This window comes from Crassaminicella indica, from assembly GCF_019203185.1.
GTDB lineage: Bacteria > Bacillota > Clostridia > Peptostreptococcales > Thermotaleaceae > Crassaminicella > Crassaminicella indica.
This window is the reverse complement of sequence record NZ_CP078093.1, coordinates 1827137-1850732: the sequence shown is the minus strand read 5'-3', so window position 1 is coordinate 1850732 and position 23596 is coordinate 1827137. Positions and strand designations below refer to the sequence as shown.

Annotated in this window: 24 protein-coding genes, 1 tRNA gene, 1 pseudogene and 1 other annotated feature; of the genes and pseudogenes, 6 read left to right on the top strand and 20 right to left on the bottom strand. The window is 29.8% G+C overall.

Annotated elements, in window-relative coordinates; all coding sequences use genetic code 11:
- Positions 1 to 6: 6 nt before the first annotated feature.
- The 3 genes from KVH43_RS08635 to KVH43_RS08625 form a co-directional block, all read right to left on the bottom strand.
- The gene (locus KVH43_RS08635; RefSeq protein ID WP_218282147.1) at positions 7 to 1548 is read right to left on the bottom strand and encodes an ABC transporter substrate-binding protein; all 1542 of its coding nucleotides are present in this window, start codon (positions 1546 to 1548) and stop codon (positions 7 to 9) included.
- Between the two features lie 211 nt (positions 1549 to 1759).
- A complete protein-coding gene (locus KVH43_RS08630; protein ID WP_218282146.1) occupies positions 1760 to 2332 on the bottom strand; it encodes a manganese catalase family protein in 573 nt (190 codons plus the stop codon).
- 13 nt (positions 2333 to 2345) lie between these two features.
- The gene (locus tag KVH43_RS08625) at positions 2346 to 2603 is read right to left on the bottom strand and encodes a spore coat protein CotJB (protein ID WP_218282145.1); all 258 of its coding nucleotides are present in this window, start codon (positions 2601 to 2603) and stop codon (positions 2346 to 2348) included.
- Positions 2604 to 3176: 573 nt separating this feature from the next.
- On the opposite strand from KVH43_RS08625, the gene KVH43_RS08620 reads away from it, so the two are divergent.
- Both KVH43_RS08620 and KVH43_RS08615 read left to right on the top strand, forming a co-directional pair.
- Positions 3177 to 3449 carry a hypothetical protein gene (locus KVH43_RS08620; protein WP_218282144.1) on the top strand — a complete coding sequence of 91 codons (273 nt, stop codon included), beginning with the start codon at positions 3177 to 3179 and terminating at the stop codon, positions 3447 to 3449.
- A 523-nt stretch (positions 3450 to 3972) separates the two neighbouring features.
- Positions 3973 to 5061, top strand: a complete 1089-nt coding sequence (locus tag KVH43_RS08615) for a GerAB/ArcD/ProY family transporter (protein WP_218282143.1) — start codon at positions 3973 to 3975, stop codon at positions 5059 to 5061.
- 33 nt (positions 5062 to 5094) lie between these two features.
- On the opposite strand, the gene KVH43_RS08610 is transcribed toward KVH43_RS08615, so the two are convergent.
- From KVH43_RS08610 to KVH43_RS08560, 11 genes are all read right to left on the bottom strand, one after another.
- Positions 5095 to 5739, bottom strand: coding sequence for an MBL fold metallo-hydrolase (locus tag KVH43_RS08610; protein ID WP_218282142.1), 645 nt, complete (start codon positions 5737 to 5739; stop codon positions 5095 to 5097).
- A 75-nt stretch (positions 5740 to 5814) separates the two neighbouring features.
- Positions 5815 to 5888, bottom strand: a tRNA-Gly gene (locus KVH43_RS08605).
- A gap of 770 nt (positions 5889 to 6658) precedes the next feature.
- Complete coding sequence (locus KVH43_RS08600; RefSeq protein ID WP_218282141.1) at positions 6659 to 6943, bottom strand: hypothetical protein; 285 nt, start codon at positions 6941 to 6943, stop codon at positions 6659 to 6661.
- Between the two features lie 191 nt (positions 6944 to 7134).
- Entirely contained in the window at positions 7135 to 8475 is a 1341-nt protein-coding gene (gene ypeB / locus KVH43_RS08595; RefSeq protein ID WP_218282140.1) for a germination protein YpeB, read from the bottom strand.
- 15 nt (positions 8476 to 8490) lie between these two features.
- Positions 8491 to 9381: a spore cortex-lytic enzyme gene (gene sleB, locus KVH43_RS08590; RefSeq protein ID WP_255547719.1), complete on the bottom strand. Its 891-nt coding sequence runs from the start codon at positions 9379 to 9381 to the stop codon at positions 8491 to 8493.
- 515 nt (positions 9382 to 9896) lie between these two features.
- The gene (locus KVH43_RS08585; RefSeq protein WP_218282139.1) at positions 9897 to 10619 is read right to left on the bottom strand and encodes an amino acid ABC transporter ATP-binding protein; all 723 of its coding nucleotides are present in this window, start codon (positions 10617 to 10619) and stop codon (positions 9897 to 9899) included.
- Positions 10603 to 11265: an amino acid ABC transporter permease gene (locus KVH43_RS08580; protein ID WP_218282138.1), complete on the bottom strand. Its 663-nt coding sequence runs from the start codon at positions 11263 to 11265 to the stop codon at positions 10603 to 10605. Before KVH43_RS08580 ends, KVH43_RS08585 begins: the two co-directional genes overlap by 17 nt.
- Before the next feature lie 97 nt (positions 11266 to 11362).
- A complete protein-coding gene (locus KVH43_RS08575) occupies positions 11363 to 12187 on the bottom strand; it encodes a transporter substrate-binding domain-containing protein (protein ID WP_218282137.1) in 825 nt (274 codons plus the stop codon).
- Between the two features lie 145 nt (positions 12188 to 12332).
- Positions 12333 to 13049: a tRNA threonylcarbamoyladenosine dehydratase gene (locus tag KVH43_RS08570; RefSeq protein WP_218282136.1), complete on the bottom strand. Its 717-nt coding sequence runs from the start codon at positions 13047 to 13049 to the stop codon at positions 12333 to 12335.
- A 65-nt stretch (positions 13050 to 13114) separates the two neighbouring features.
- Positions 13115 to 14047 (bottom strand): cation diffusion facilitator family transporter, encoded by a 933-nt coding sequence (locus KVH43_RS08565; protein ID WP_255547718.1) that lies wholly within the window; start codon positions 14045 to 14047, stop codon positions 13115 to 13117.
- A 175-nt stretch (positions 14048 to 14222) separates the two neighbouring features.
- Positions 14223 to 14456 (bottom strand): hypothetical protein, encoded by a 234-nt coding sequence (locus KVH43_RS08560; RefSeq protein ID WP_218282135.1) that lies wholly within the window; start codon positions 14454 to 14456, stop codon positions 14223 to 14225.
- A gap of 180 nt (positions 14457 to 14636) precedes the next feature.
- Between KVH43_RS08560 and KVH43_RS08555 the strand changes: the two genes are divergently transcribed.
- Positions 14637 to 15092 (top strand): spore coat protein, encoded by a 456-nt coding sequence (locus KVH43_RS08555; RefSeq protein WP_338028376.1) that lies wholly within the window; start codon positions 14637 to 14639, stop codon positions 15090 to 15092.
- A gap of 22 nt (positions 15093 to 15114) precedes the next feature.
- Here the strand turns inward: KVH43_RS08555 and KVH43_RS08550 are convergent, their stop codons facing one another.
- From KVH43_RS08550 to KVH43_RS08540, 3 genes are read right to left on the bottom strand one after another with little or no spacing between them, the layout of a single operon-like run.
- Positions 15115 to 15870, bottom strand: a complete 756-nt coding sequence (locus KVH43_RS08550) for an amino acid ABC transporter ATP-binding protein (protein ID WP_276572127.1) — start codon at positions 15868 to 15870, stop codon at positions 15115 to 15117.
- A gap of 11 nt (positions 15871 to 15881) precedes the next feature.
- Positions 15882 to 16523: an amino acid ABC transporter permease gene (locus KVH43_RS08545; protein WP_218282133.1), complete on the bottom strand. Its 642-nt coding sequence runs from the start codon at positions 16521 to 16523 to the stop codon at positions 15882 to 15884.
- A gap of 16 nt (positions 16524 to 16539) precedes the next feature.
- Positions 16540 to 17388 carry an amino acid ABC transporter substrate-binding protein gene (locus KVH43_RS08540; RefSeq protein ID WP_218282132.1) on the bottom strand — a complete coding sequence of 283 codons (849 nt, stop codon included), beginning with the start codon at positions 17386 to 17388 and terminating at the stop codon, positions 16540 to 16542.
- Positions 17389 to 17567: 179 nt separating this feature from the next.
- Between KVH43_RS08540 and KVH43_RS08535 the strand changes: the two genes are divergently transcribed.
- Positions 17568 to 19181 carry a putative manganese-dependent inorganic diphosphatase gene (locus KVH43_RS08535; protein WP_218282131.1) on the top strand — a complete coding sequence of 538 codons (1614 nt, stop codon included), beginning with the start codon at positions 17568 to 17570 and terminating at the stop codon, positions 19179 to 19181.
- Positions 19182 to 19303: 122 nt separating this feature from the next.
- Here the strand turns inward: KVH43_RS08535 and asnA are convergent, their stop codons facing one another.
- The 3 genes from asnA to KVH43_RS08520 form a co-directional block, all read right to left on the bottom strand.
- Entirely contained in the window at positions 19304 to 20314 is a 1011-nt protein-coding gene (asnA, locus tag KVH43_RS08530) for an aspartate--ammonia ligase (protein WP_218282130.1), read from the bottom strand.
- 120 nt (positions 20315 to 20434) lie between these two features.
- Positions 20435 to 20683, bottom strand: a binding site (T-box leader).
- 95 nt (positions 20684 to 20778) lie between these two features.
- Positions 20779 to 21180 (bottom strand): hypothetical protein, encoded by a 402-nt coding sequence (locus KVH43_RS08525; RefSeq protein ID WP_218282129.1) that lies wholly within the window; start codon positions 21178 to 21180, stop codon positions 20779 to 20781.
- A gap of 245 nt (positions 21181 to 21425) precedes the next feature.
- Positions 21426 to 22139 carry a metallophosphoesterase family protein gene (locus tag KVH43_RS08520; RefSeq protein ID WP_218282128.1) on the bottom strand — a complete coding sequence of 238 codons (714 nt, stop codon included), beginning with the start codon at positions 22137 to 22139 and terminating at the stop codon, positions 21426 to 21428.
- 190 nt (positions 22140 to 22329) lie between these two features.
- On the opposite strand from KVH43_RS08520, the gene hsp18 reads away from it, so the two are divergent.
- Positions 22330 to 22776 (top strand): heat shock protein Hsp18, encoded by a 447-nt coding sequence (gene hsp18, locus KVH43_RS08515; protein ID WP_218282127.1) that lies wholly within the window; start codon positions 22330 to 22332, stop codon positions 22774 to 22776.
- A gap of 626 nt (positions 22777 to 23402) precedes the next feature.
- A pseudogene (locus KVH43_RS13440) lies at positions 23403 to 23527 on the top strand (spermidine/putrescine ABC transporter ATP-binding protein); the annotation flags it as partial.
- Positions 23528 to 23596: the final 69 nt, after the last annotated feature.

The following is a 23596-nucleotide window of genomic DNA, read 5'->3' as shown; positions in this document are numbered from 1 at the left end:
TCCTACCTAATATTTCGTATAATAAACAGACGACATATCCTGCACATAAATAGGGTATAGCTTGTAGCCTTTAATATTTTTCTTCATAGCCATTGTAAATTGTGGATCCATAATAAACACACATACAGCGTCCTCTGCTAGGATTTTTTGTGCTTCCTTATAAATTTGAACTCTTTTTTTCTGATCCACTTCCTTCTCTGCCTTTTCAATCAATTTATCATAGCTTGCATTTTTATAATTCATAAAATTATTTCTTGCATTTGAAGTATATTTTTTTAACATTTTACCTGGATCTAATTCTCCTGTAAAAGCAATAATAGTCATATCATAATCTCTTCCTTTATAAATGCGGTCTAACCATACACCCCATTCAACAAGTTCGATTTTTGCCTCTATACCAACCTTTTCCAATTGCTGAACAATCACTTTTCCTGTATCTACATGAAATTGATAATTAGAAGGGATAGCAATCTTTACTTTCAATCCATCTTCATATCCTGCTTCCTTAAGAAGCTGTTTTGCCTTCTTTATATTTATAGAATACAAATCATCCAATCCATCTTCATAGTATCTTTCCATTACTGGGCTCATATTTGAACCTATCTTTGAACCATATCCAAAAGCAACTGCCTCTATAATTTCATCCACATCTACAGCATAATTAATAGCTTTACGAACACGTATATCATTAAAAGGTGCTCTTTTATTATTCATAACCATTAGCTGTACAAGATTTTGTGGTCCTGATACCGTCTCAAATCCATCTCCTAATTCTTCTACACGCTCATTTGGAAGACGAGGATACATATCAATCTCTCCTGCTTTAAAGCTTAATAATGAAGCCTCCCTATCTGGCAAAATTCGAAACTCTACTCTATCTAAATGTGGAATACCTTTCTTCCAATAATCATTAAACTTTTCTATTACAAGCCTTTGTTCTGGCAAATATTCAACAAACTTAAATGGTCCTGTACCAATAGGATGCTTAGTGAAATTTTTTTCATTTGACTTTGGCACAATTGCTACTGTTAATTTACTTAATAAGGAAGCATCTACTTCCTTTAATTGAATGAGGATTGTCTTATCATCTACAATTTCTACACTTCTAACATTTTTTAAATCAGATGTTAACGGCTTTCCTGTCTCTGTTCCCATTACTCTATCTAAAGAATATTTTACATCTTCTACAGTTACAAAATCTCCATTGTGAAACTTTATTCCTTTTCTCAATTTGAATGTATAGGTCAGTCCATCCTCTGATATGCTATAATCTTCAGCTACTGCTGGAATAACGTTACCTTTTTCATCAGGCTTCATTAATCCTTCAAAAATATTAAATAATATTTCTTTTGTTCCTGCCGCTGCTGAAAAGTGTGGATCTAAAGAATCCATATCTTGTTCTATAGCCATAACAACTTTTCCACCTTCAACAGTTTCATTACTATTCGTTTCTTTCACAGTATTTGTACTAGAATCTCCACAGCCTGTCCCTAAAACAGCCATACTCAAGCATAAAATCAAAAAATATACAAAAGTTTTTCTTTTCATTTTTTCACCTCATTCAAAATTTTTTCACCAATTGTAATCCTACATGAATTATGAAAAGATATCAAGAATTTTTTGTCGAAATTTATTATAAATACTATGTTTTTGAAGTTTCTGATACTTTATTTTCTTTGACACTCCACACAAATAAATACGTAGAGTTCTTAATACAATTTTTATACAAAAATAAAACCAGGAAGTTCCTGGTTTTTTGTTAATAGCATTTTTTGCTTTGATTATAAGCCTCTACACTTCGTAATGCCTCTCCAAAACGTTTAAAATGCACTATTTCTCTATCCAATAAAAATCTTAAAGAATCTTTTAACAACGGATCATCTGTTAATTTTATCAAATTCTCATAAACAGCTTTTGCTTTTTTTTCTGCAGCCATATCATTATATAAATCTGCTACAGGATTTCCAGTTGATGAAACATAGCTAGCAGTCCAAGGGTTTCCAGTGCTATCTGCAGGATATACAGCTGTATCTCTTATTGCATAATATTGTCCCATATCCATTTTCTTTATTTCTTCTATACTTACATCTTCTGTTAATTTTACAATCATAGTTTGAATCATTTCAACATGAGCAAGTTCTTCAGTTCCGATATCCGTAAGAAGTGCTGTTGCTTTTTTTGTAGGCATTTTGTATCTTTGATTTAAATAAGTTAGAGCTGCAGATAATTCTCCATCAGGCCCTCCTAACTGTGTCATAACATACTGAGCCATTCTTGGATCTTTACAGCTTATTTTTACAGGATATTGTAATTTTTTTTCATAGATCCACATAAAGCATCCCCCTTTAGTATTCAATTTCCCAAGGCCAAGGATCTTCTATCCACCTGAATGGATACTGACTTTGTGCTGATCCAAAGTTTGATAATGGCCCATATATACACTCATACTGATTTTTTAATGCCATAAGCTGACAAGCATATGTGTTGTATTGCATGAGTGCATTTTGATCTGTAGGATGTGTATCAAGATATAGATTCAAGTCTACACAACAGTCTTCCAATTCCATGACTTTTAAAAGCATATCTAATCTTTCTTTATGCATACATCTTTTCCCCCTACTATTATAAGTTATCGCAATACCATATTATGTATATTTTTTATATTATGTTACAAAAACAGCACTTTGCAAAAACTTATTAATTAATTAGATATATATCCAATAACTTTCAAATCATAACCCCTGCTAATGCTTACATTTACATCCCACATGGTCAATTAAAATATTTCAGGACCTATATTAGATAGAATAGATATGCATATAGAAGATTTACATCCCACATATTGTATCCGTCAAAAAAATAGACGCATAGAAAATAAATTTAATACCTGATAAAATTTAATCCAGTAGGAGAATTATCTCTTACTGGATTGATCTTTTTTAAGTTCAATTTTTAATTCTTTTGACATAGGCCATTTAAACTTATAACAACTATTTTAGCTCAAGAATATAGACAATCTGAAGCAATTTCAAAAGCTGTTTTTTAATAGCTTTTATTAATTTCTATATGACTAAAAACCTTTCTAGTTATATAACGAGTGGCTTTTATCTATTTGAATAAAACATGCAAAAATTATATAATGTAAATTAGGAACCGCATATGGAAGGATGATTATAATGTTAAATGAATTATTGCAACAACTATTAAATGAAGTAAAGAATATTAATGAAAAATTAAGTTCAATGGATACTGAAATTAAGACTATTAACCAACGTCTTAAAAATTTAGAACAAGGTCAAGATCGTATTGAACAAAAGCTTAACATTACACATGATCAGGTATTTAGAAATACAGAAGGTATTAATTCTATTAAAGAAGAAATTGGTATACTTGAAGCAATAACTAAAGAAAATACCTTTGATATTACTAAATTGAAGTTGATTAAATAACCTTCACTAAAATATATATTTGATATAAAAGATCATCTAAAACTTATTATATAAGCCACTGGATAAAAGTGGCTTATATTTTTTGTATAAATACTAATAAAAAGGGGCTCGATTATATGTCACTATTTTCATATCACACACAAAGCACTTATACTTAACATTCCCTATTGCTTTTTTTCATATTGTAATGTACTATCAACAAAATATATCCTGTATTCTTCATACATATTTTTTTATTATTATTTTCATTTAAAAAACTAACATCTGACCAAAATTTTGCTATTATGTCATAAATAATATTTTTAGCATATACATCTCCTTTATATACAAAATATTTGAAAACATTATTCTACCTCTTTATCTTCCTATAATTATTTTTTTACCACTTAAACCCATTTAAACAATATTATGGGTAATAATGATTATTAAAAATTAAAATCATTTTGCCATAAACTAAAGGTATTTGGGAAAACTATATAATACATCATTCTATTTAACATAAACTATAAAGTGGAGGCTAATAATGAACAAAGAAGTTATTTCTAATACACACGGTATCTCTCTAATTGTTTTGTTTATAATAGGTTCTTCATCAGTTTTTATAATGGGACTAGAAGCTGGAAAAGATTTATGGTTAGCCATCATTTTCGCAATATTTATGGCAATCCCTTTTTCCCTAATATATATCAAACTTCACAATATTTTTCATGATAAAAATTTATTTGACATCATTGAAATTTGCTTCGGAAAAATACTAGGAAAAGGAATTATACTATTATTTACTTGCTTTATGTTTTATTGGACATCTGATGTTTTAGTTAATTTCGGTAATTTCATAAGTACAATTAGTCTTATAGAAACTCCAAAAATTATCCCAATGATCTTTCTTTTAATTCTATGTGCATGGGTGGTAAAGGAAAAAATTGAAGTTTTAGGCAGATGGAGCGCATTTTTGCTAATTGTAGCAATTTTTATTATATTTCTTGCAATTATTTTATTAATTCCTAAAATGAATATAAACAACATTTTACCTATATTTAATAATGGTATTCATCCAATTGTCAAAGGTGCATTGAATACTTTTTCATTTCCATTTTCTCAAATTATTGCATTTTCAATAGTTTTTTCTAGCTTTAATGAAAAAAAATCTTCTTATAAAATTTATATTATAGGATTGCTTTTAGGAGGGTTCATATTATTCATTATTTCTTCAACCAATATTTTAGTGTTAGGAATCAATGAAGCATCACGTGTACACTATCCTACTTATCACACTTTTTCAAGAATCAATATAGGCAATACCTTTCAAAGAACAGAAGCTATTATTTTAATTATATTTGTCTTAGGTGGTTTTGTTAAAATCAGTATATTATTATTATGCACTTGTAAAGGAATTGCACAGACCTTTAACTGTAAAGATCATAGATTTATTATAATCCCTGTTTCTTTACTTGTAATTAATTTATCTTATTTTCAATATGATAGTGTCATGCATTATTCCAAATTTCAAACAGATACATGGTTTTATTTTACTTTTCCTTTTCAAGGTATTTTTCCTATTATTCTATTTATTATTGCTATTTTAAAAAAGAAGGCCTTCTTCAATAACTAAAGGCCCCCTAATATCTTAATGCTTTATATTTAATCATCTTCTTTTTATTATATCTAAATATTCCATATTCTTTTTCTTTACATCTGCCATAGAAGCAAGATCTCCATGACCAGGATAAATCATCATATCATCACTCCATTTAGAAACCTTGTTTCTAATAGAATTTTTCATTGCATGATAATCTCCACCTTCTAAATCCGTTCTTCCTAAATCAATATTAAAAATCGTATCTCCTGTAAATATTATATTTTTATTCTTTACCTTTATACAAATACCTCCAGGTGTATGCCCAGGAGTATGAATAATCTCTAAAGTTACCCATGAAGTTTTTATTGTATCTCCATCCTTTAATGTTTGATCTGGAATAATAGAAATAGATTTTCTAAAGCTACTTACTGAATGATTGATACAAGGATCTTTTAATCCTTCTTCATCTTTTTTATGAATATATACAGGCATAGAATATTTTTTCCTCAAATCCAATACAGCTCCTATATGATCATAATGATAATGTGTAAGAATAATACCTATAGGTTTTAATCGGTTTCTACTAATATACTCTACAAAAGTCTTAGCTTCATCTCCTGGGTCAATGATCAAAGCTTCCAACATATTTTCATCGTAAAGAATATATCCATTTGTTTCTAACATTCCAACAATAAGTCTTTCTAATCGCATCTTCTAACTCCTTTTTCTTATATTATTACCAAAATAAGCCCTACAGATTTACTGTAGGGCTTATTTTGATTTGTTTGGAGCGGGCAACGGGAATCGAACCCGCACAACTGGCTTGGGAAGCCAGGACTCTGCCATTAAGCTATGCCCGCATTTATGATCAATTTTATTATAGTCTTAATCTGCAAAATTGTCAATATTTACAAAAATAGTCTAGAGTAATTCACCATCTTCCTGTTAATTTCACTTTACCTGTTGTGTTACTTTACCATCACGCATAAACGATAATTTCCCCGGTGCTCTAGTGGGACATTTATCTAAAATAAACTTTGTAGTTTCATCATTCGTATTTAAGTATGTTGTATCTATTATTTTCCCTTTATCTACAGTTGGTATGTACCATTTGCTCTTATACACTATATTCGGTGTTTCGCAGTAAACCTTCTCTGTTTCGTTGCTCTTTGAGATGAAGAAGATGTTGGAATAAATGTTCTTCTGTATATCTATTGTGTCCATTATCGAGTCTGATTGGTACTTTATCCCAATGATATTATAACATTAGAAATGTATAAAATAATCAATATATTTTATTTAATGTTCTACTTTCTTTACCTAAATAAATTAAAGTTTAAAATTACAGTTGCAAAATATAGGTAAACAACATCAACATAAAAAAAGAAATATATAAAGATAAGTGAATGACTTCGATAACTTTTGTAAAAAAACTTACTGAAATTTCATGAAAAATACGTTAAGAACCTTCATTGTTTGAACGAAGTGAGTTTTGAAGGTTTAGTATTTTTTCATGGAATGAAGTTTTGTTTTTTCAAAAGTTATCTGGAATGAACTGTTCTTTATATTTCGTTTTGAAGTTGTTTACCTATAATTAAAGGAGTAAGCTTTTAATACTTACTCCTTAAATTTATCTTGACAAAAGTTTAATAAACTTGTCTATCTTTTTTGTTTGACTATCATCTAATAAATCGGTCATTCTCTTAAGCATTTGTAGCCTTTTTATTAAATCCCTTTTCTCTTTTTTAGAAAAAGTATTGATCATGTTAATCATTTCTTCTTCTATTTCTCGTTGTGATTTATATTTATATTTATTAGCTAGGTTTGAAAGTTGCTCTAATTGTTGCTCTGATACATTAATATTTCTAGCAGCTTTCTCTAATTTTTTATCAAGTCCATTTGATTTTCTACGCATATTCTCCCTCCTTCATAAATCATTTCATCCCCTTTTGCACTACTATACTATGTATTTTATTTATATCTGTTACAGGTTGTCTTATGGTATATGATATTTTATTAGCTAAATCCTTCAAAAAAAAAGACCTTGCAAAATACAAGATCTTCTTTATGTAAAAACTTATTTAATTTATCTAAAAGCTATAAATTTCACAGCATTAATACACCATTATCTTTTATAATCACCTGTAATATTTTTTGTTCTTCTCCTGTTTGTGCATTAATATATATTAAAAATGTATCCTCTTTATATTCTGCTTTGAATTCATAACACAAAACCTCCTCTCCACCCTCCGTTGGAATGATAGCAAGTCTTGGCTTTGAATTTTTCGCATAAATACTCACTTTCTCTCTTGCCTCTTTTATAGTTACTTTAGGTTTCAAAATGTTTCTTTCACGGTGATTCATCAAATAGCCTTCCACATCAAAGCCTACAATTTTCCCTTCATCTAATCCAACTTTTACCTTAATCAAATCTGTATAAATGATAACATTATCCTGCATATATGCAAAATTAATGAATAGTTGTCCATCATACTTTAATGAATAAGTAGGTATCATGTTTTCATAGCCTCTTTCTTTCAAAAAATCCTGAGCAATCCTTATTCCTTCTTGCTCCGATATTTTAGCTTCATTGATTTTCTTAGGATCAAGCAGCCACAAAACATGACCACCTCTTTTAGTAACTGCCATTGTAATAGCTTTTTCTCTTTTTTTTGATTTTAATTCTAATACATATACAGGTATAGTTCCATAATCCGTCTCACTAATAAAATTCACTTCATACTTTATAGAATCATCTAAAAAATTTTCTACTATTTTTTCTATTTCTCCTTTTTCTATCTTTCTTTCTGTCAGGTTTACCTTTCTTTTCCTTACATGTTCTGAAAAAGGACCATCATAAATTAATTCAGGATACTTTTGCATCTTTTCTTCTATATTTATAAAACTAGTACTCAGCATATTTTTATTGGCCTTTTTTAATTTTTCATTTGCCTTTTTCCTTAATTCACCTATATACATTCCCTGTTTTGCCATATTATCCTGTAATGTAATATATTCTTTAGATAAATAATTTGAGTAATTATGAAGTTCTTCTAAAGTTTCTTTTTCTTTTTGACTTAAAGGCTTTCCTTCGAGATTTTTCCTAGCTAAAGCTGCACTCAAATCTCCTACTTGACTTAAAAATTTTTCTGTTCTGCTCACATTTTTATGAGCAATTGGAAGTTGACTTAATTTTTCCTGAGCGTCATAACAAAGATGAGTAATATCTGAAAACAATAATACATTTTGTTTTGGTGTTCCCGTAACCATAACTTTCGAAAGGTTCACTTGTATATTTTCTACATCTACCACCATATCATGAAACATTCTATTAAATTGATTCTCTAAAAAAATCTTATTCTCCCTATTTTGCTCATACTGCGTATATCCCCAAATCCCTGTTCCTATAAGTAGTACCCCTAATAATATTAAAAAACTTTTTTTCATATTTCTCCCCCATTCTTACTCATGTGCAAACCAATGTTTTCCAATCTTTAACGTAACTTCCCTCGTCCATATCCATTTACTTGTAGCAGTAGCAGGATTCCAATAATAAATTGCTCCACCTGTTGGATCCCATCCATTAAGTGCATCTCTCGCTGCCTTATAGCTCTCTTCATTAGGAGTTAAATAAATTTGTCCATCATTTACTGCTGTAAAAGCACCCGGCTGAAAAATAACTCCTGCAATAGAATTAGGAAAAGAAGGATTCTTTACCCTATTTAAAATAACTGCCCCCACAGCGACTTGTCCTACATAAGGCTCTCCTCTCGACTCTCCATGTATAGCCATCGCCAAAAGATGAATATCATCATTTCTCGAAACACCTCCACTTGTAGACATATATTCTGTTTTAGATGGTTTTTCAATAATCCCTAATGCCTTTCTTGTATCTGGCCCTATAATACCATCAACTCTTAGTCCATTCTTCCTTTGAAATTTTGTAACTGCATCATATGTTTTCGGTCCATATATACCATCAACTGCACCTTTATAATATCCCCACTGCTTCAACTTTTTTTGTGAAATTTTTACAGTTTCATTATATTTTGCTGAAATTCCTTTTTGAGGAATTCCTAATGCACGTCTTGTTTGTGCTCCTACTTTTCCATCTACGAGGAGTCCATTCTTTTTTTGAAACTTCACTACAGCCTGATAAGTTTTTTTTCCAAAAATCCCATCTATTTGACCATAATAATAGCCCCAGTTTTTCAATTTTGTTTGAACTATTCTTACTTCTTCCCCACGAGACCCCCATGATAAAATATCTGCATAAATGATATCTATAAAAAATATACCTATTAAAAAACTCATAATTAAGGTAAAACACACAATCATTGTATTTTTCTTCAAAACTTTCCCCTCCTAATATATTCTTCTTTATTTTCTGTAAAATTAAATATATTTATACTTTCATTATAGATAAACAACATTAACATAAAAAAAATAATGGCCCTTTTAGGCCATTTTCCTTAATAACTAATCATTCTGCTTAAATTTGCAATCCCAATTGTAACACTTGCTAATAAAACAAAATAAATAGAACCTACCATTAAAGTTTTTAATCTATTCATCCTTCATTCTCCTTAACATAAATATTATTATATGAAAACTTCTATATTATTGACGTTTTCACTATTTGTTATTCAATCCAGCACCATTTTTCATACCAGTAATCAATCTCCCATCCCTTATATATATACCATAAATATTCTCATATAATCAATAACAATTGTGTTACAAATTCTTTCTTAAGTCATCAAGAATATACAGTATCCATCTAATAAAATTTAAAACCAGTATTTTATACTAATATACGAAAATATTCGTGAAAAATAGATATTATTTTTCACGAATATTTTGTTAGTTTATAATACTTTTCCTAAGAAATCTTTTGTTCTCGGATGTTTAGGGTTTTCAAATATTTCTTGTGGTGAAGCTTCTTCCACAATTTTTCCTTCATCCATAAAAAGCACTCTTGTTGCAACTTCTCTTGCAAATCCCATCTCATGGGTAACTACTACCATAGTCATCCCCTCTGCTGCTAATTCCTTCATTACATCTAATACTTCTCCAACCATTTCTGGATCTAGAGCTGAAGTTGGTTCATCAAAAAGCATTACATCTGGTGACATGGCTAAGGCTCTCGCAATAGCTATTCTTTGTTTTTGCCCTCCTGATAGTTGATTTGGATAACTATTTGCTTTATCAAAAAGACCAATTCTCTTTAATAGACGAAACGCAATTTTCTCTGCTTCTGCTTTTTCTATTTTTTTTACTTTTATTGGCGCAAGAGTAATATTTTCAAGGACTGTCATATGTGGAAATAGATTAAACTGCTGAAATACCATTCCCATTTTTTCTCTTTGCTTATTTATATCATTTGTTTTACCCATAATAGAAACGCCTTCAAAAACAATGTCTCCACTAGTAGGCTCCTCTAAAAGATTTAAACATCTTAAAAAAGTACTTTTACCTGACCCACTTGGACCAATAATAACTACAACCTCTCCCTTTTTAATATGTTCATTTATACCTTTTAAAACATGAATATCACCAAAGCTTTTATTTAAATTAGTTATGTGAATCACTAGCATTCAACCTCCTCTCAAGGTTCCCCACTAATTTTGAAAGGGTAAATGTAATAATAAAGTAAATAATCGCCGCAATAACTAACGGTGCAAAAGGCTTAAAGGATATTCCTCTTACTGTATCTGCTCGATACATTAAATCATAAATACCAACAACGGAAACAATAGCTGATTCTTTCACCAATACAATAAATTCATTTCCAAGTGCTGGTAAAATATTTTTAAAGGCTTGAGGAATAATAATATATCTCATAGCCATTGCATTAGTCATTCCTAAAGATCTTGCAGCTTCCATCTGTCCTTTATCAATAGATTGAATCCCTGCACGAATAATTTCTGCTACATAAGCTGCACTATTGAGGGATACAGCAATAATTGCAAGCATTAAATCTGGAAATTCTACCCCTGTTAATAAAGGTAATCCATAATAAACAATAAATAATTGCACCAAAAGAGGCGTTCCTCTTACTAATTCAATATAAGCTACAGAAGGAAATCTTAACACTGCTTTTTTAGACATCTTCATCAAAGCTAAGAAAATACCAAAAATAACACCAAAAATAACGCCAAAAAAAGAAAGAAATAAAGTAACACCTGTTCCACTAATAAAAAACTTATAATATTTTGTTAAAAATACTATATCCAATTATGGCACCTCCTATTGTTATCATTTCACAATATATCAACAAAATTTAAGCAAAAGGTAACTAATGAACTAATCACCTTTTGCTATTCGTTCATTATTATTCATTAGCTAGCTCTGTTGCTTTTACAACAAACTGCTTGATTTTTTCTTCCTTTATTAATTTATCTAATGTTTGATTAATGACTTTAACTAAATCTTCGTTGCCTTTATTAACCGCTATAGAAACACCTTTATCATTATCATTTTTAAAATAAAGCTCTGGAACAGCTAAATTATCATTTTGTTTTGCATAAGCATCTGCTACTGGTCCTACTAAAATAATGCCATCGATTTTATCGTTTGTTAATTCTAATACTAAATCAGTAATTTTGCTAAGTCCTTTTACCTCTGCTCCTTCAATACTTGAAGCAATTTCTTCTTGTGTAGTTGCTTTTTGAGCTCCTATTTTCAATCCCTTTAAGTCTTCTTTTGTTTTTATTTTATCTGCCAACTCTTTTTTCACTAATATCTTTTGCTCTTCATTATAATATGGTTTTGTAAAATCAACACTTTCTGCTCTTTCTTTTGTTGCTGACATCCCTGCTGCAATAAAATCAATTTTATCTGCAACAAGTGCTGGCAATAATCCATCAAATTTCATATCTTTAATTTCAAGCTCAACACCAAGCTCCTCTGCAACTGCTTTTGCAATCTCAATATCAAATCCTACAATTGTATCTTCGCCATCAATTTCCTTATGAAATTCATAAGGTGGATAATCTGCACATGTACCAACTACAATCTTTCCTGCCTTTTTGATCTGTTCCACTTTTCCTAAAGCTTCATCTGCACTGCTTTTTTTCTCTGTACATCCTGAAAATGCAAATACCATACATACCATTAATAATACTGCTAATAATTTTTTGCTATTTTTTTTAAACATTTCATTTTTACCCCCTTGAAATTTAAATGTTTTGTTATCATGTGAATTATTATACATCAATTCAAATAATTATTCAAGTGTATATTTAAAAATTTTTTTGTTTTTTTTTTGCACAAAAAAACCTTAATTCATAATGAATCAAGGTTTACAACTCTATTAAATCTCTTACTACAGCAGAAGCAATAATCAGTCCTGCCACAGAAGGTACAAAGGCTATACTTCCTGGAATCTGACGTTTAGCAAAACACGCTTCATCTTTTACCATTTTAAGTTTTATAGGCTCTTCCTTAGAATATACTACCTTTAACTTCTTTACCCCTCTTTTCCTTAACTCTTTTCTCATAACTTTTGCTAAAGGGCAAATAGAAGTTTTATAAATATCCGTGATTTCAAATCGAGTAGGATCTAACTTATTTCCGGCACCCATGCTGCTGATTATCTTAATTCCTCTATTAAAACACCTTTCTACTAAATCTAATTTTGACGATACCATATCGATAGCATCTACCACATAGTCATATTCATCTTTTAATAACTCTTCAGCTGTTTTTGCTGTATATAACATTTTATATATTTCTACCTTTGCATTTGGATTAATATCAAGTATACGCTCTTTCATAAGTTCTACCTTAGATCTTCCAACAGTACTTCTTAATGCATGGATTTGACGATTGATATTAGTAATGCATACATCATCATCATCTACTAAAACAAAGCTTCCTACTCCTGATCTTGCAAGTCCCTCTGCTACAAAAGTTCCTACTCCACCAATTCCAAATATAGCAACCTTGCTATTTTTTAGTTTTTCTAGATTTTCTGTACCTATAATCAATTCAGTACGAGAAAAAGCATGTAATTCCATAGTTTTTCCTCCTAAGATATGTCTACTGTATGATTATATCTTTGTTCTATAAAAAAATCAACGCTCTACTTTTTGCAGATTTTATCACATTTTTTGTTATCACAAGGGTCTATATGAACAATCACTTCTTTTGCATTTTTAATCTGAGACAAAATCAATTCTTCCGCTTTTTCTCCAATATTATGTCCCATATATACAGAAATAAGTGGATCAACACAAATTTTTATATCAATAAAAGCTTTAGATCCATGTTTTCTACCTCTAAAATCTGTTACACTTTTTATTCCTTCAATCATTTCTATTTGTTTTTTTATTTGTTTCATTTTTTCTTGATCAATCGCCCCATCCATCAATTCATCTACAGAGGAAAGCAATAGACCTATACCTACCTTTACAACAATCATTGAAACGATAATTCCTGCTAATGGATCTAAAAACCCATATCCTAACCTTGCACCTATTATACCAATAAGCGCTGCAATAGATGAGAAAGCATCTGATCTATGATGCCAAGCATCACTCATCATGGCATTGCTGCTTAATTTTTCAGCAGCATTCATAGTAATTCTAAATTGATACTCCTTTATAATAATAGAAATAAATGCAACAATTCCTGTATAGATATGTGGAATCTGATAATGATTCAGATAAATCATTTTTATAGATCTAAAGCCTATATTGATTCCTGTCAAAATTAAAATTGCTGCTAAAAAAAAGCCTGCTATTGATTCTGCTTTTTCATGCCCATACTGATGTTTTTCATCTCTTGGCTTAGATGCTAAAAACATACCAACAATCACACCAATGGAAGTAATAATATCTGAAGCCGAATGAAGTCCATCTGCTATAATAGCAGTACTACCACCTATGAAACCAACACCTATTTTAAATATTGTAAGTAACACATTTAAAACAATCGTAATACACATAATTTTATTGCCTAGTTTCAATCTTTCTTTATTATCCATATCTATGGCATACACACCCTTCTCTTTCATTTTCAATTGATATCCTTACATTATATTATATTCTCTTTACATCCTTTTGCAATACCTTTTTTCAATATTTTAAAACTTTGACAATATACGTTATCTATTATCAATTGATAATGAATACGATCATCTTTCTCATATCTAAAAAAAAGAAGCCTTTCATAGAAAGACTCTTAAACACTTACACATTCTTTTGTAAAATACATTCTTCTGTTAGTTCATTTTCAAAATGCATCTCATTTTCCACATAATTAATAAACTTTCTTTTGTATGCTGTCATTTCATCAAATTGTTCTTTTGTAATAATTCCTTTTTCTAATAATTCCTGAGTAAATCCTAAAAATAACTTCACAACATCCATTAATTCATAAAAATCATCATCCAGTATATCATTTATAGCTTGAATCTTTTTCATATTATCACCTCAAACTATTCTATTTATTAATATTTTAGACAAATATTGTAAAAAACCTTCTACTTTATGAATTTTTTAAATATATTTGTGCATTTTTTTATCAACAACATCTCCTCATATCATTAACACTCTAGAATATTTTATACCATATCGTAAATAATAATGCTAGGAGGTGTAAGAATTATGTTTTTAAATCAAAAGGAAAGATTACTTTTACAAGACCAAAAAAGTCACGAGGAAGCTTGTATCCAAAAGTATCAAGAATTTGCTAACCGTGCACAAGATCCTCAATTGAAGCAATTATTCAGCACATATGCTTCAAAAGAACAAGAACACTTAAATACTATTAATCAAATCCTAAGTGGACAAATCCCAGCTCTTCCTCAGCAAGGACAACAACAGCAAAATCTATTTAATCAAGGACAAGGAAGTACATATAATGAAAACGATGCAAAGCTATGCCAAGATGCATTAATGACAGAAAAATATGTATCTAGTACTTACAATACTACTATTTTTGAATGTACTAATACCAATGTCCGACAAATACTTAATCACATTCAAAAGGAAGAACAAGAACATGGCGAAGGTATATTTAACTACATGAAAAATACTGGTATGTATACTCTACAATAAAAAGAACCCTTTTGGGTTCTTTTTAAAGCATTTTATCTAAGAATGTTTTTATTCTAGGGTGGTCAGGATTTGTAAATAATTTTTCTGGTTGAGCCTCTTCTATAACTTTTCCACCATCCATAAAAATTACTCGATCAGATACTTCCTTTGCAAAAGCCATCTCATGTGTAACAATAAGCATTGTCATTCTTTCTTTTACCAATTCTTTCATAACCTTGAGAACTTCCCCAACCAATTCTGGATCAAGAGCCGATGTAGGTTCATCAAAAAGCATAATTTTAGGATTCATAGCAAGAGCTCTAGCAATAGCTACCCTTTGTTTTTGTCCACCCGAAAGTTTTCCTGGATAAACATCTCTTTTATCTAATAATCCTATCTTTTTAAGAAGTCCTTCTGCTATTTTTATTGCTTTTTCTCTTTTCATTTTATCAACAATAATTGGTGCTTCAATAATATTTTCTAGTACAGTTTTATGTGGAAATAAATTAAAGCTTTGAAAAACCATCCCCACCTTTTTGCATATTTTTCTTATATCCCCCTCTAAGATATACTTTCTATTTCCTTTTTCACAATCTACAATAGGTTTTCCCTCTATCTCAATCCTTCCTAAATCAATCTTTTCTAAATAATTTATACATCTAAGGAGTGTACTCTTTCCTGAACCAGAAGGCCCAATAATAGAGATAACCTCTCCTTTTTTTACCTTTAAAGATACATCCTTTAAAACTTCTAAATCACCAAAATTTTTATAAATATTTTCTATCCGTATTATATCCATCATTAAAACACCTACTCATATATAGCATATTTTTGTTCTAATTTTTTAAATATCATTACTACAATAGATGTCAATAGTAAATAAATAATTCCTGCTATAATAAAGGATGTAACCTTAAAGTCTCTTGTCAATACTTCTTTAGCAGCTCTAAGAATATCTCCCATACCAATAGCTGCAACAAGAGCTGTATCTTTAATAAGTGTAATAGCTTCATTACTAGTTGGAGGAAGTACCCTTTTTATAGCTTGAGGAAGTATAATTCTTGACATAGTCTGACGATAATTCATTCCTAATGCCTTTGCTGCTTCATACTGTCCTTTATCTATAGATTCAATTCCAGCTCTAAATATTTCTGTAAAATATGCAGCATAATTTAAAATAAATGTAATTGCTGCTGCTTGAAACCTTCCCAATTTAATTCCAAATACTGATAGTCCATAATAAGTAAAGAAAAGCTGAAGGAGCAGTGGAGTTCCCCGAAATACCCAAGTATATATTCCAATTAATTTATTTACCCATTTGAATTTGGAGATTTTTCCAAGTGCACAGAGCATCCCTAATGGAATAGAGAATATAATTGTTACTGCATACAATTGCAGCGTAATGATACTTCCCCTTAATATAAATCCTGTTACATTTGCAACATACGACACTTAGAACACCTCCTTTTTATTTTGCTACAATATCTTTTCCAAACCACTTTTGAGAAATCTTTGCAGCTGTACCGTCTTTTTTCATTTCATCTAATATTTTATCTACTTCATCAATAAAAGCCGTATCGCCTTTTCTAAATCCTATAGCATACCCTTCTTTTCCAAAATCCTCTTTTGCAACTTTATATTCACCCTGTCTTTTTGACATATAGTATCTAGCAACAATTTCATCAATCACAACAGCATCTACACGTCCTGCTTTTAAATCTAACAAAGCTTCTGTATAATTAGAAAACTTTACAAGCTCTTTTATAGCATTTATTGTATCTGTATCAGCATTTAGTGCATCTTCACCACTACTTCCTAATTGAACAGCTACGATTTTTTTAGCTAAATCTTTCTTCGTTTCTATATCTGAATCACTCTTTACAACAATCACCTGTTTGTTTTCAAGATAAACTTTAGAAAAGCCAATTTGTTTTTTTCTTTCTTCTGTAACAGTCAACCCATTCCAAATCACATCAATATCTTTATTATTTAAGCTAAGAACTTTTCCATCCCAATCAATTGGCTGTACCTTTAGTTCTACTCCCATTCTTTTTGCAACTTCTTTTGCTAAATCAATATCAAATCCTACAATTTCTCCTTTTTCATCTCTAAAGCCCATTGGTGGAAAACTATCATCAAGTCCTAATACTAATACTCCTTTTTTCTTTATTGCTTCTAAAGACTTATCTTTTTCTTCACTTATCTTTGTTTGTTGCTCAGATTGATTATCTACTTTTGCTACTTCCTTACCACATCCTGATAACAATATACTAAACATCATCACTGTTATAAATAAGAACATTATTTTCTTTTTCATTCATTTCTCCCCCTAATTATTATAAATTTTTTATAGTTATCATTATACTTTACTGCGATAAATTTGTAAAGCGTTAAATTATAAAAAATTAATAAAAGAAAAATTTTCTAGATACACAGGTTAATTCCTTTGGTATAATACTTTATATGCCCTTAACTATTTTCAAAAGGAGGTTTTATATGTTAACTTTTATATTTGGACATAAGAATCCTGACACAGACTCAGTAGCTTCTACAATTGCTTTTTCATATTTAAAAAATCAATTAGGTGATGCTACTATTCCCTGTGTTCTAGGAAATATAAACAAAGAATCAGAATATGTATTAAACTACTTCAATATATCTAAGCCAACCCTTATAAAAAATGTGAAAACACAAGTAAAAGATTTAAATTATGATACTGTCAAAAGTATTTCTCCTAAATCTTCTATCATTAATGCTTATAAGTTAATGGGAAGCAGCAATCAAAGAATGCTTCCTATCATCGATAAAAATAATAAGCTTTTAGGTATTATCACTATGAAAGATATTGCTATGGGATTAATTCAAGGAGATTTTTATCATCTTCATACATCTCTTTCAAATATCGTAGATGCTTTAGATGGAAAAATTCTAACAGGAGAAGATAAGATTATAAAAGGAAATATCTCTATCATCGCATTTTATTATAAAACCATAAAGGGTAGCTTAAATGAAAATAAGATTATCATTGTTGGAGATCGATATGATATTATTGAACACGCTATTGAGTCAAAGGTAAAATTGATTATTGTAACAGGAAACAACGAAGTACCTGAGCATTATTTAAACTCAGCTCGTGAAAAAGGGGTTGCTATTATCTCTGTTCCTCTAGACACATATACAACATCAAAGCTTATTAATCAATGTAATTATGTATCCTCTATCATGAAAAAATCTGGCATTATAAAATTTCATGAAAATGAATATTTAGAGGATATAAAAGAAGAAATAATCAATACAAATCATATAAACTATCCTATTGTAGATGATCAAAATACATTCTTAGGCTTTATCAATAGAAAACATATTTTAAAACCAGGCCGTAAAAAAGTAATCCTAGTAGATCATAACGAATACAGCCAAAGTGCAGAAGGTCTAAACGAAGCAGAAATACTAGAAATCATTGATCACCATAAATTAGGAGATATTTGTACTACAAGTCCTATAAACTTTAGAAATATGCCTGTAGGAAGTACTTGCACCATCATACATCAAATATTTAAAGAACAAAATATAGAAATTCCTTACCCTATAGCAGGAGTACTTTTATCAGGTATTTTATCAGATACATTATTTTTTAAATCTCCTACTACTACAAGCTTAGATAAAAAATCAATAGAGGAATTAAATCGTATATTAAATTTAGATATAGAAAACTTTGCAATGGAAATGTTCAAAGCAGGAACTTCCCTTGAAGGACAAAGCATAGAAGAAATATTTTATAAAGATTTCAAAGAATTCGTTTTAGAAGATAAAAAAGCAGGGATTGGACAAGTCTTTACCTTAGATATTGAAGAGGTACTAAATAGGAAAGAAGAATTCATAAATTATATGAATAAAGTTCATAATAATAAAGATTATTTTTTAACTTTACTGCTAATTACAGACATATTGAAGGAAGGATCTTATCTTTTATTCATATGTAATAATAATACCTTTATTACTTCTACATTTGGAGTACCATCTGAACAAGGCATATTTGCTCCAAATATCCTTTCTCGAAAAAAACAAGTAGTTCCAAAAATTTCGGAAGCCTTAAATGCACTAAAATAAAAAGCTTACAAAGGACTTTTCGTATGAAATAAAAGACACTGAAGCTGGAATTCAATTCCTAATTTTCAGTGTCTTTTCATTATCAAGCTTTAATTTTTACATTAATATAACAAGTACTTTTTTTATAAAAGATAAATATTTGCTTTTTCACAAGCTTCTATCATATCTTTTGGCCATATAGCTGCTTGTACCTCACCAATATGAGCCTTTTGTAAAAAGAACATACAAATTCTTGATTGCCCAATTCCTCCACCTACAGTGAAAGGTAGTTTTTCTTCTAATAATAATTGATGGAACTCCAATTCTTTACGCTCTTCACACCCTGCAATCTTTAATTGCTTTTCTAAAGCTTCTTTATCTACACGAATACCCATAGAAGATAATTCAAAACCAATTTCAAGCACTGGGTTCCAAAAGATAATATCTCCATTTAATTCCCAATCATCATAATCTGGTGCTCTACCATCATGTGGTTCTCCTGATTTTAATGCACCCCCAATTTTCATAATAAATACTGCACCTTTTTCTTTTGCAATAGCATTTTCTCTTTCTTTTGGTGTTAATTCAGGATACATATCTTCTAATTCCTGTGTAGTAATAAAACTAATTTCCTCTGGTAAAAAAGGTACATATTGTTCATAAAGACTGCACACATAGCTTTCTGTACTCTTAAATACTTTATATAGATCTCTTACAATACTTTTTAAACTTTCTTCATTTCTATCTTCCTTTGCAATAACTTTCTCCCAATCCCATTGATCTACATAAATAGAATGTAAATTATCTAAATCCTCATCTCTACGAATAGCATTCATATCTGTATACAAACCTTCTCCCATTTTAAAGCCATATCTATATAATGCCATACGCTTCCATTTCGCTAAAGAGTGTACAACTTCCACTACTTTTCCACCAATTCCTTTTACATCAAAAGCTACAGGTCTTTCCACTCCATTTAAGTTATCATTCATTCCTGTTTCAGGAATCACAAATAATGGTGCTGATACTCTTGTTAAGTTCATTTGCTCTGCCAATTTTGTTTCAAAGTAATCTTTTACCTGTTTGATTGCGATTTCTGTTTGTCTAATATCTAGTTTTGGATCATATCCTTTAGGGATCATTAATCTTTCCATTTTTATTCCTCCTATTATCTTATATTGATTAGTTTCTTTCTTTGATTTATTGATTATACAAAATAAGCACGGCCATGCTATATAATGTTTTTTCATATACAAAAAAACCTTTCATCCCACCTAAGGGACGAAAGGTTATACTTCCGCGGTACCACCCAAATTAGCTAAACTGCTCAACTTTATCAGTACGGAATAAAATTCGATACTGTCCAATTGATAACGGTTTGGCTCCGTCTAAGTCTACTCTCCATAAGGATTTCGGTTAGAAACTCCGAGATGTTCTTCAAAATAGGCTTCGTATTGGTCTCTCACCACCACCAACTCGCTGAAACTACATCCTAAATTTACTCTTCTCATCATCGTTTTTGATGAACTTTTCAACTATTGTAAATTATTATACGAATAATGTTACAAAAAGTCAACACTTTTTTATTTTTTATTAAGCAGCTTTTTCTTCCTCACTTTTATTCTACATAATAAATATCTATTTTTTTATTATGCTTCTTAGCTAATCCTATTATTTTATCCACGTTTGTAGCATCTACAATTACTTTATATCCTACATTACCCATTTCACAAAAAAGCATAGCCTTATCATTTCTTTTTTGAATACTTATACGCTGCATTTGGGCAAATTTTATCATTCTTTCTTTTTTGCTTCTAATTTTTTTGGTTTGAATCAATACTCCTTCTTCAGCAATAAAAACATTTTTTTCAAAAAAAGAAGCATAAATCAACAATAGCCCTAAAAATATTTTATAATAGTGTTGATCATATATGGAATATAAAATCAATATAATACCTATTCCCATGATCATATATTGATACACAGAAGATATCCTATTATGGGTATAAGTCTTAATCATATTTTTCTTCCTTTCTATTTATCTTATTCTTTTTATGACACTCCACACGCATTCATGTATGGAATTCTTGGGTAGCTAACCGTCATCAATTCATTTCTGCTTTGGACAACTCCCAACCAGCAGTATGTACTGATAGACTTTTGCTTATGCTACTCCATCTATCATATTATCAAAGTGCAACTATATTTCTAATTATATCATAATTTCAAATTATAAAAAAACAAGCTAGCCAAAAGACTAACTTATCATGCTATCCCTTTTCGTATTTTCTCAGCAAACTCACTTGGAATTTCGCTATCTTCTATGGCTTTAGCCATTTTTTCATAATCATACGCCACTTCAATGATTTGTATTTTTACACCCTCACGCTGCACATCTATTATGACATAGGTAGCCTTCGGATTTCCATGCTTTGGTTTCCCTACACTACCTGCATTAATCATATAAATCCCTTTTACTAGCTTGTAAAAAGGTTTATGTGTATGACCACATACCATAATATCTGCATTAATGCTCTCAGCAATTTCTTCTAATTCTTTTGCATCCTCATAAAGATATTCATTATTTTTTCTAGGACTACCATGCACCAGTAATATCTTTTGACCTTCAACTTCAATCTCTATTTTTTTAGGCAATTCCCTAAGCCACTTTTTGTTTTCTTCCTTTGTATTTTCTTGTGACCAATATAAAGATTTTGTTCCCAATGCCATTGATTTACTATCTTTATAATCACAACCACAAGCAAATAATTCTTCCCCTACACTATGATCATAATTTCCCTGTACAGTAGGAATATTCCTTTCTTTTATTAAATTGATTACTTCATTAGGAAATGGTCCATATCCCACTAAATCTCCCAAACAATAGATATTCTCTATGCCTTTATTTTCTATATCTTGAAGTACTTCTTCTAGTGCAAATATATTAGCATGAATATCTGTAATAATCGCAATCTTCATAAATTATCCCTCCATATACAAAAATTTTTCCATATATTTCTTATAGATGATTAGCCTTTCTTTTACTATGATACCCAATTTTTCGCATTACTTCTACGCTTCTTCTTCTAAAAATTCTACTCTTCTATACATTAATTTTTATTTTTGAGGGTAAAATAATTAAGTAGGAAAAACAAAGGAGGTACTATAAATGTTTGGTATGGTTCCTTTTAAAAGAAATAACCATCCTCTAGCAAAAAGAGGAGATTACTTTAGTCAGCTTTTTAACAACTTTTTTGATGATGATTTTTTTGCTCCAATGACTACTTTGGGCAACAGCTTTAAAGTTGATCTAAAAGAAACAGAAAATGAATATATAGTTGAAGCAGATTTGCCTGGAATCAACAAAGAAGCTATTGATATTGATTATGAAAGCAATTATTTAACCATCACTGCTAAAAGAGAAGAAACCATAAATGACGAAAAAGATAATTATGTAAGGCGTGAAAGAAGTTATGGCGAATTTAAAAGAAAATTCTATATCGATAATGTAAATGAAGAAAAAATAGATGCTTCTTTTAAGGATGGTGTTTTGAAAATCACTTTGCCAAAATTGGAAAAAACAAATATAAGAAAGAGAAAAATAGATATTCATTAATCACAAATAGACAAGCAGGTGTACCCACACCTGTTTTTCTCATGCTTATTTTAAAATTTAACACTAACATAAATTTGATAAAAATGGTTAGATTAATAATATAATCTTAATCAATTTTGCATATAATAATTTTTTACTAATTTTATGGGGATGATTTTTACCATTGTTGCAATATTTATCCACGAAACACTCAAAATTCATATTATTACCAATGGAGGTGATAACATGGTCTACAAAACGATTGTAAAGAATCCATTTTTGAAAGGAGGTTAAACTAACATGTTAACTATCTCTTTTCAACAACTTATTTTCGGTGTTTTGCTTAATTGTATTGCAATATATATGGTAAAATATATTGATTCTATCATACAAAGAATAATTGAAAACAAAAGACTCAACCAACTATTAATAACAATAAATGTACTAGTACTAATCTCTGCAATTCTACTTATCGCAAATACAAACATCCTATAAACTTTAATCATCCCCCTACTTCATAAAGCTTACATTTTAACTTTCTCTCTTCTAATTTTTTCATATATATTTCTATAAAAAAAATTGTAAAAATCAAAAATATATCTATGAATTATCATACCTTAGCACGTGAAATACTCGCTATAAAGGATTTATCACTTGATGAACCTTTTTCCCAAACTCGACTTGCTGTAGCTGACGATATTGGTCGTATATTAAAAAAAGAAAAAAAAAGACAGCTATTATGGTAACACATGATATAGCAGAAGCTGTGTCTCCTAAAAGACAGACAAATTTGTGGCATAAAAAACTGAATATTTCGCTATAACAAAGGTATGGCAAAGAG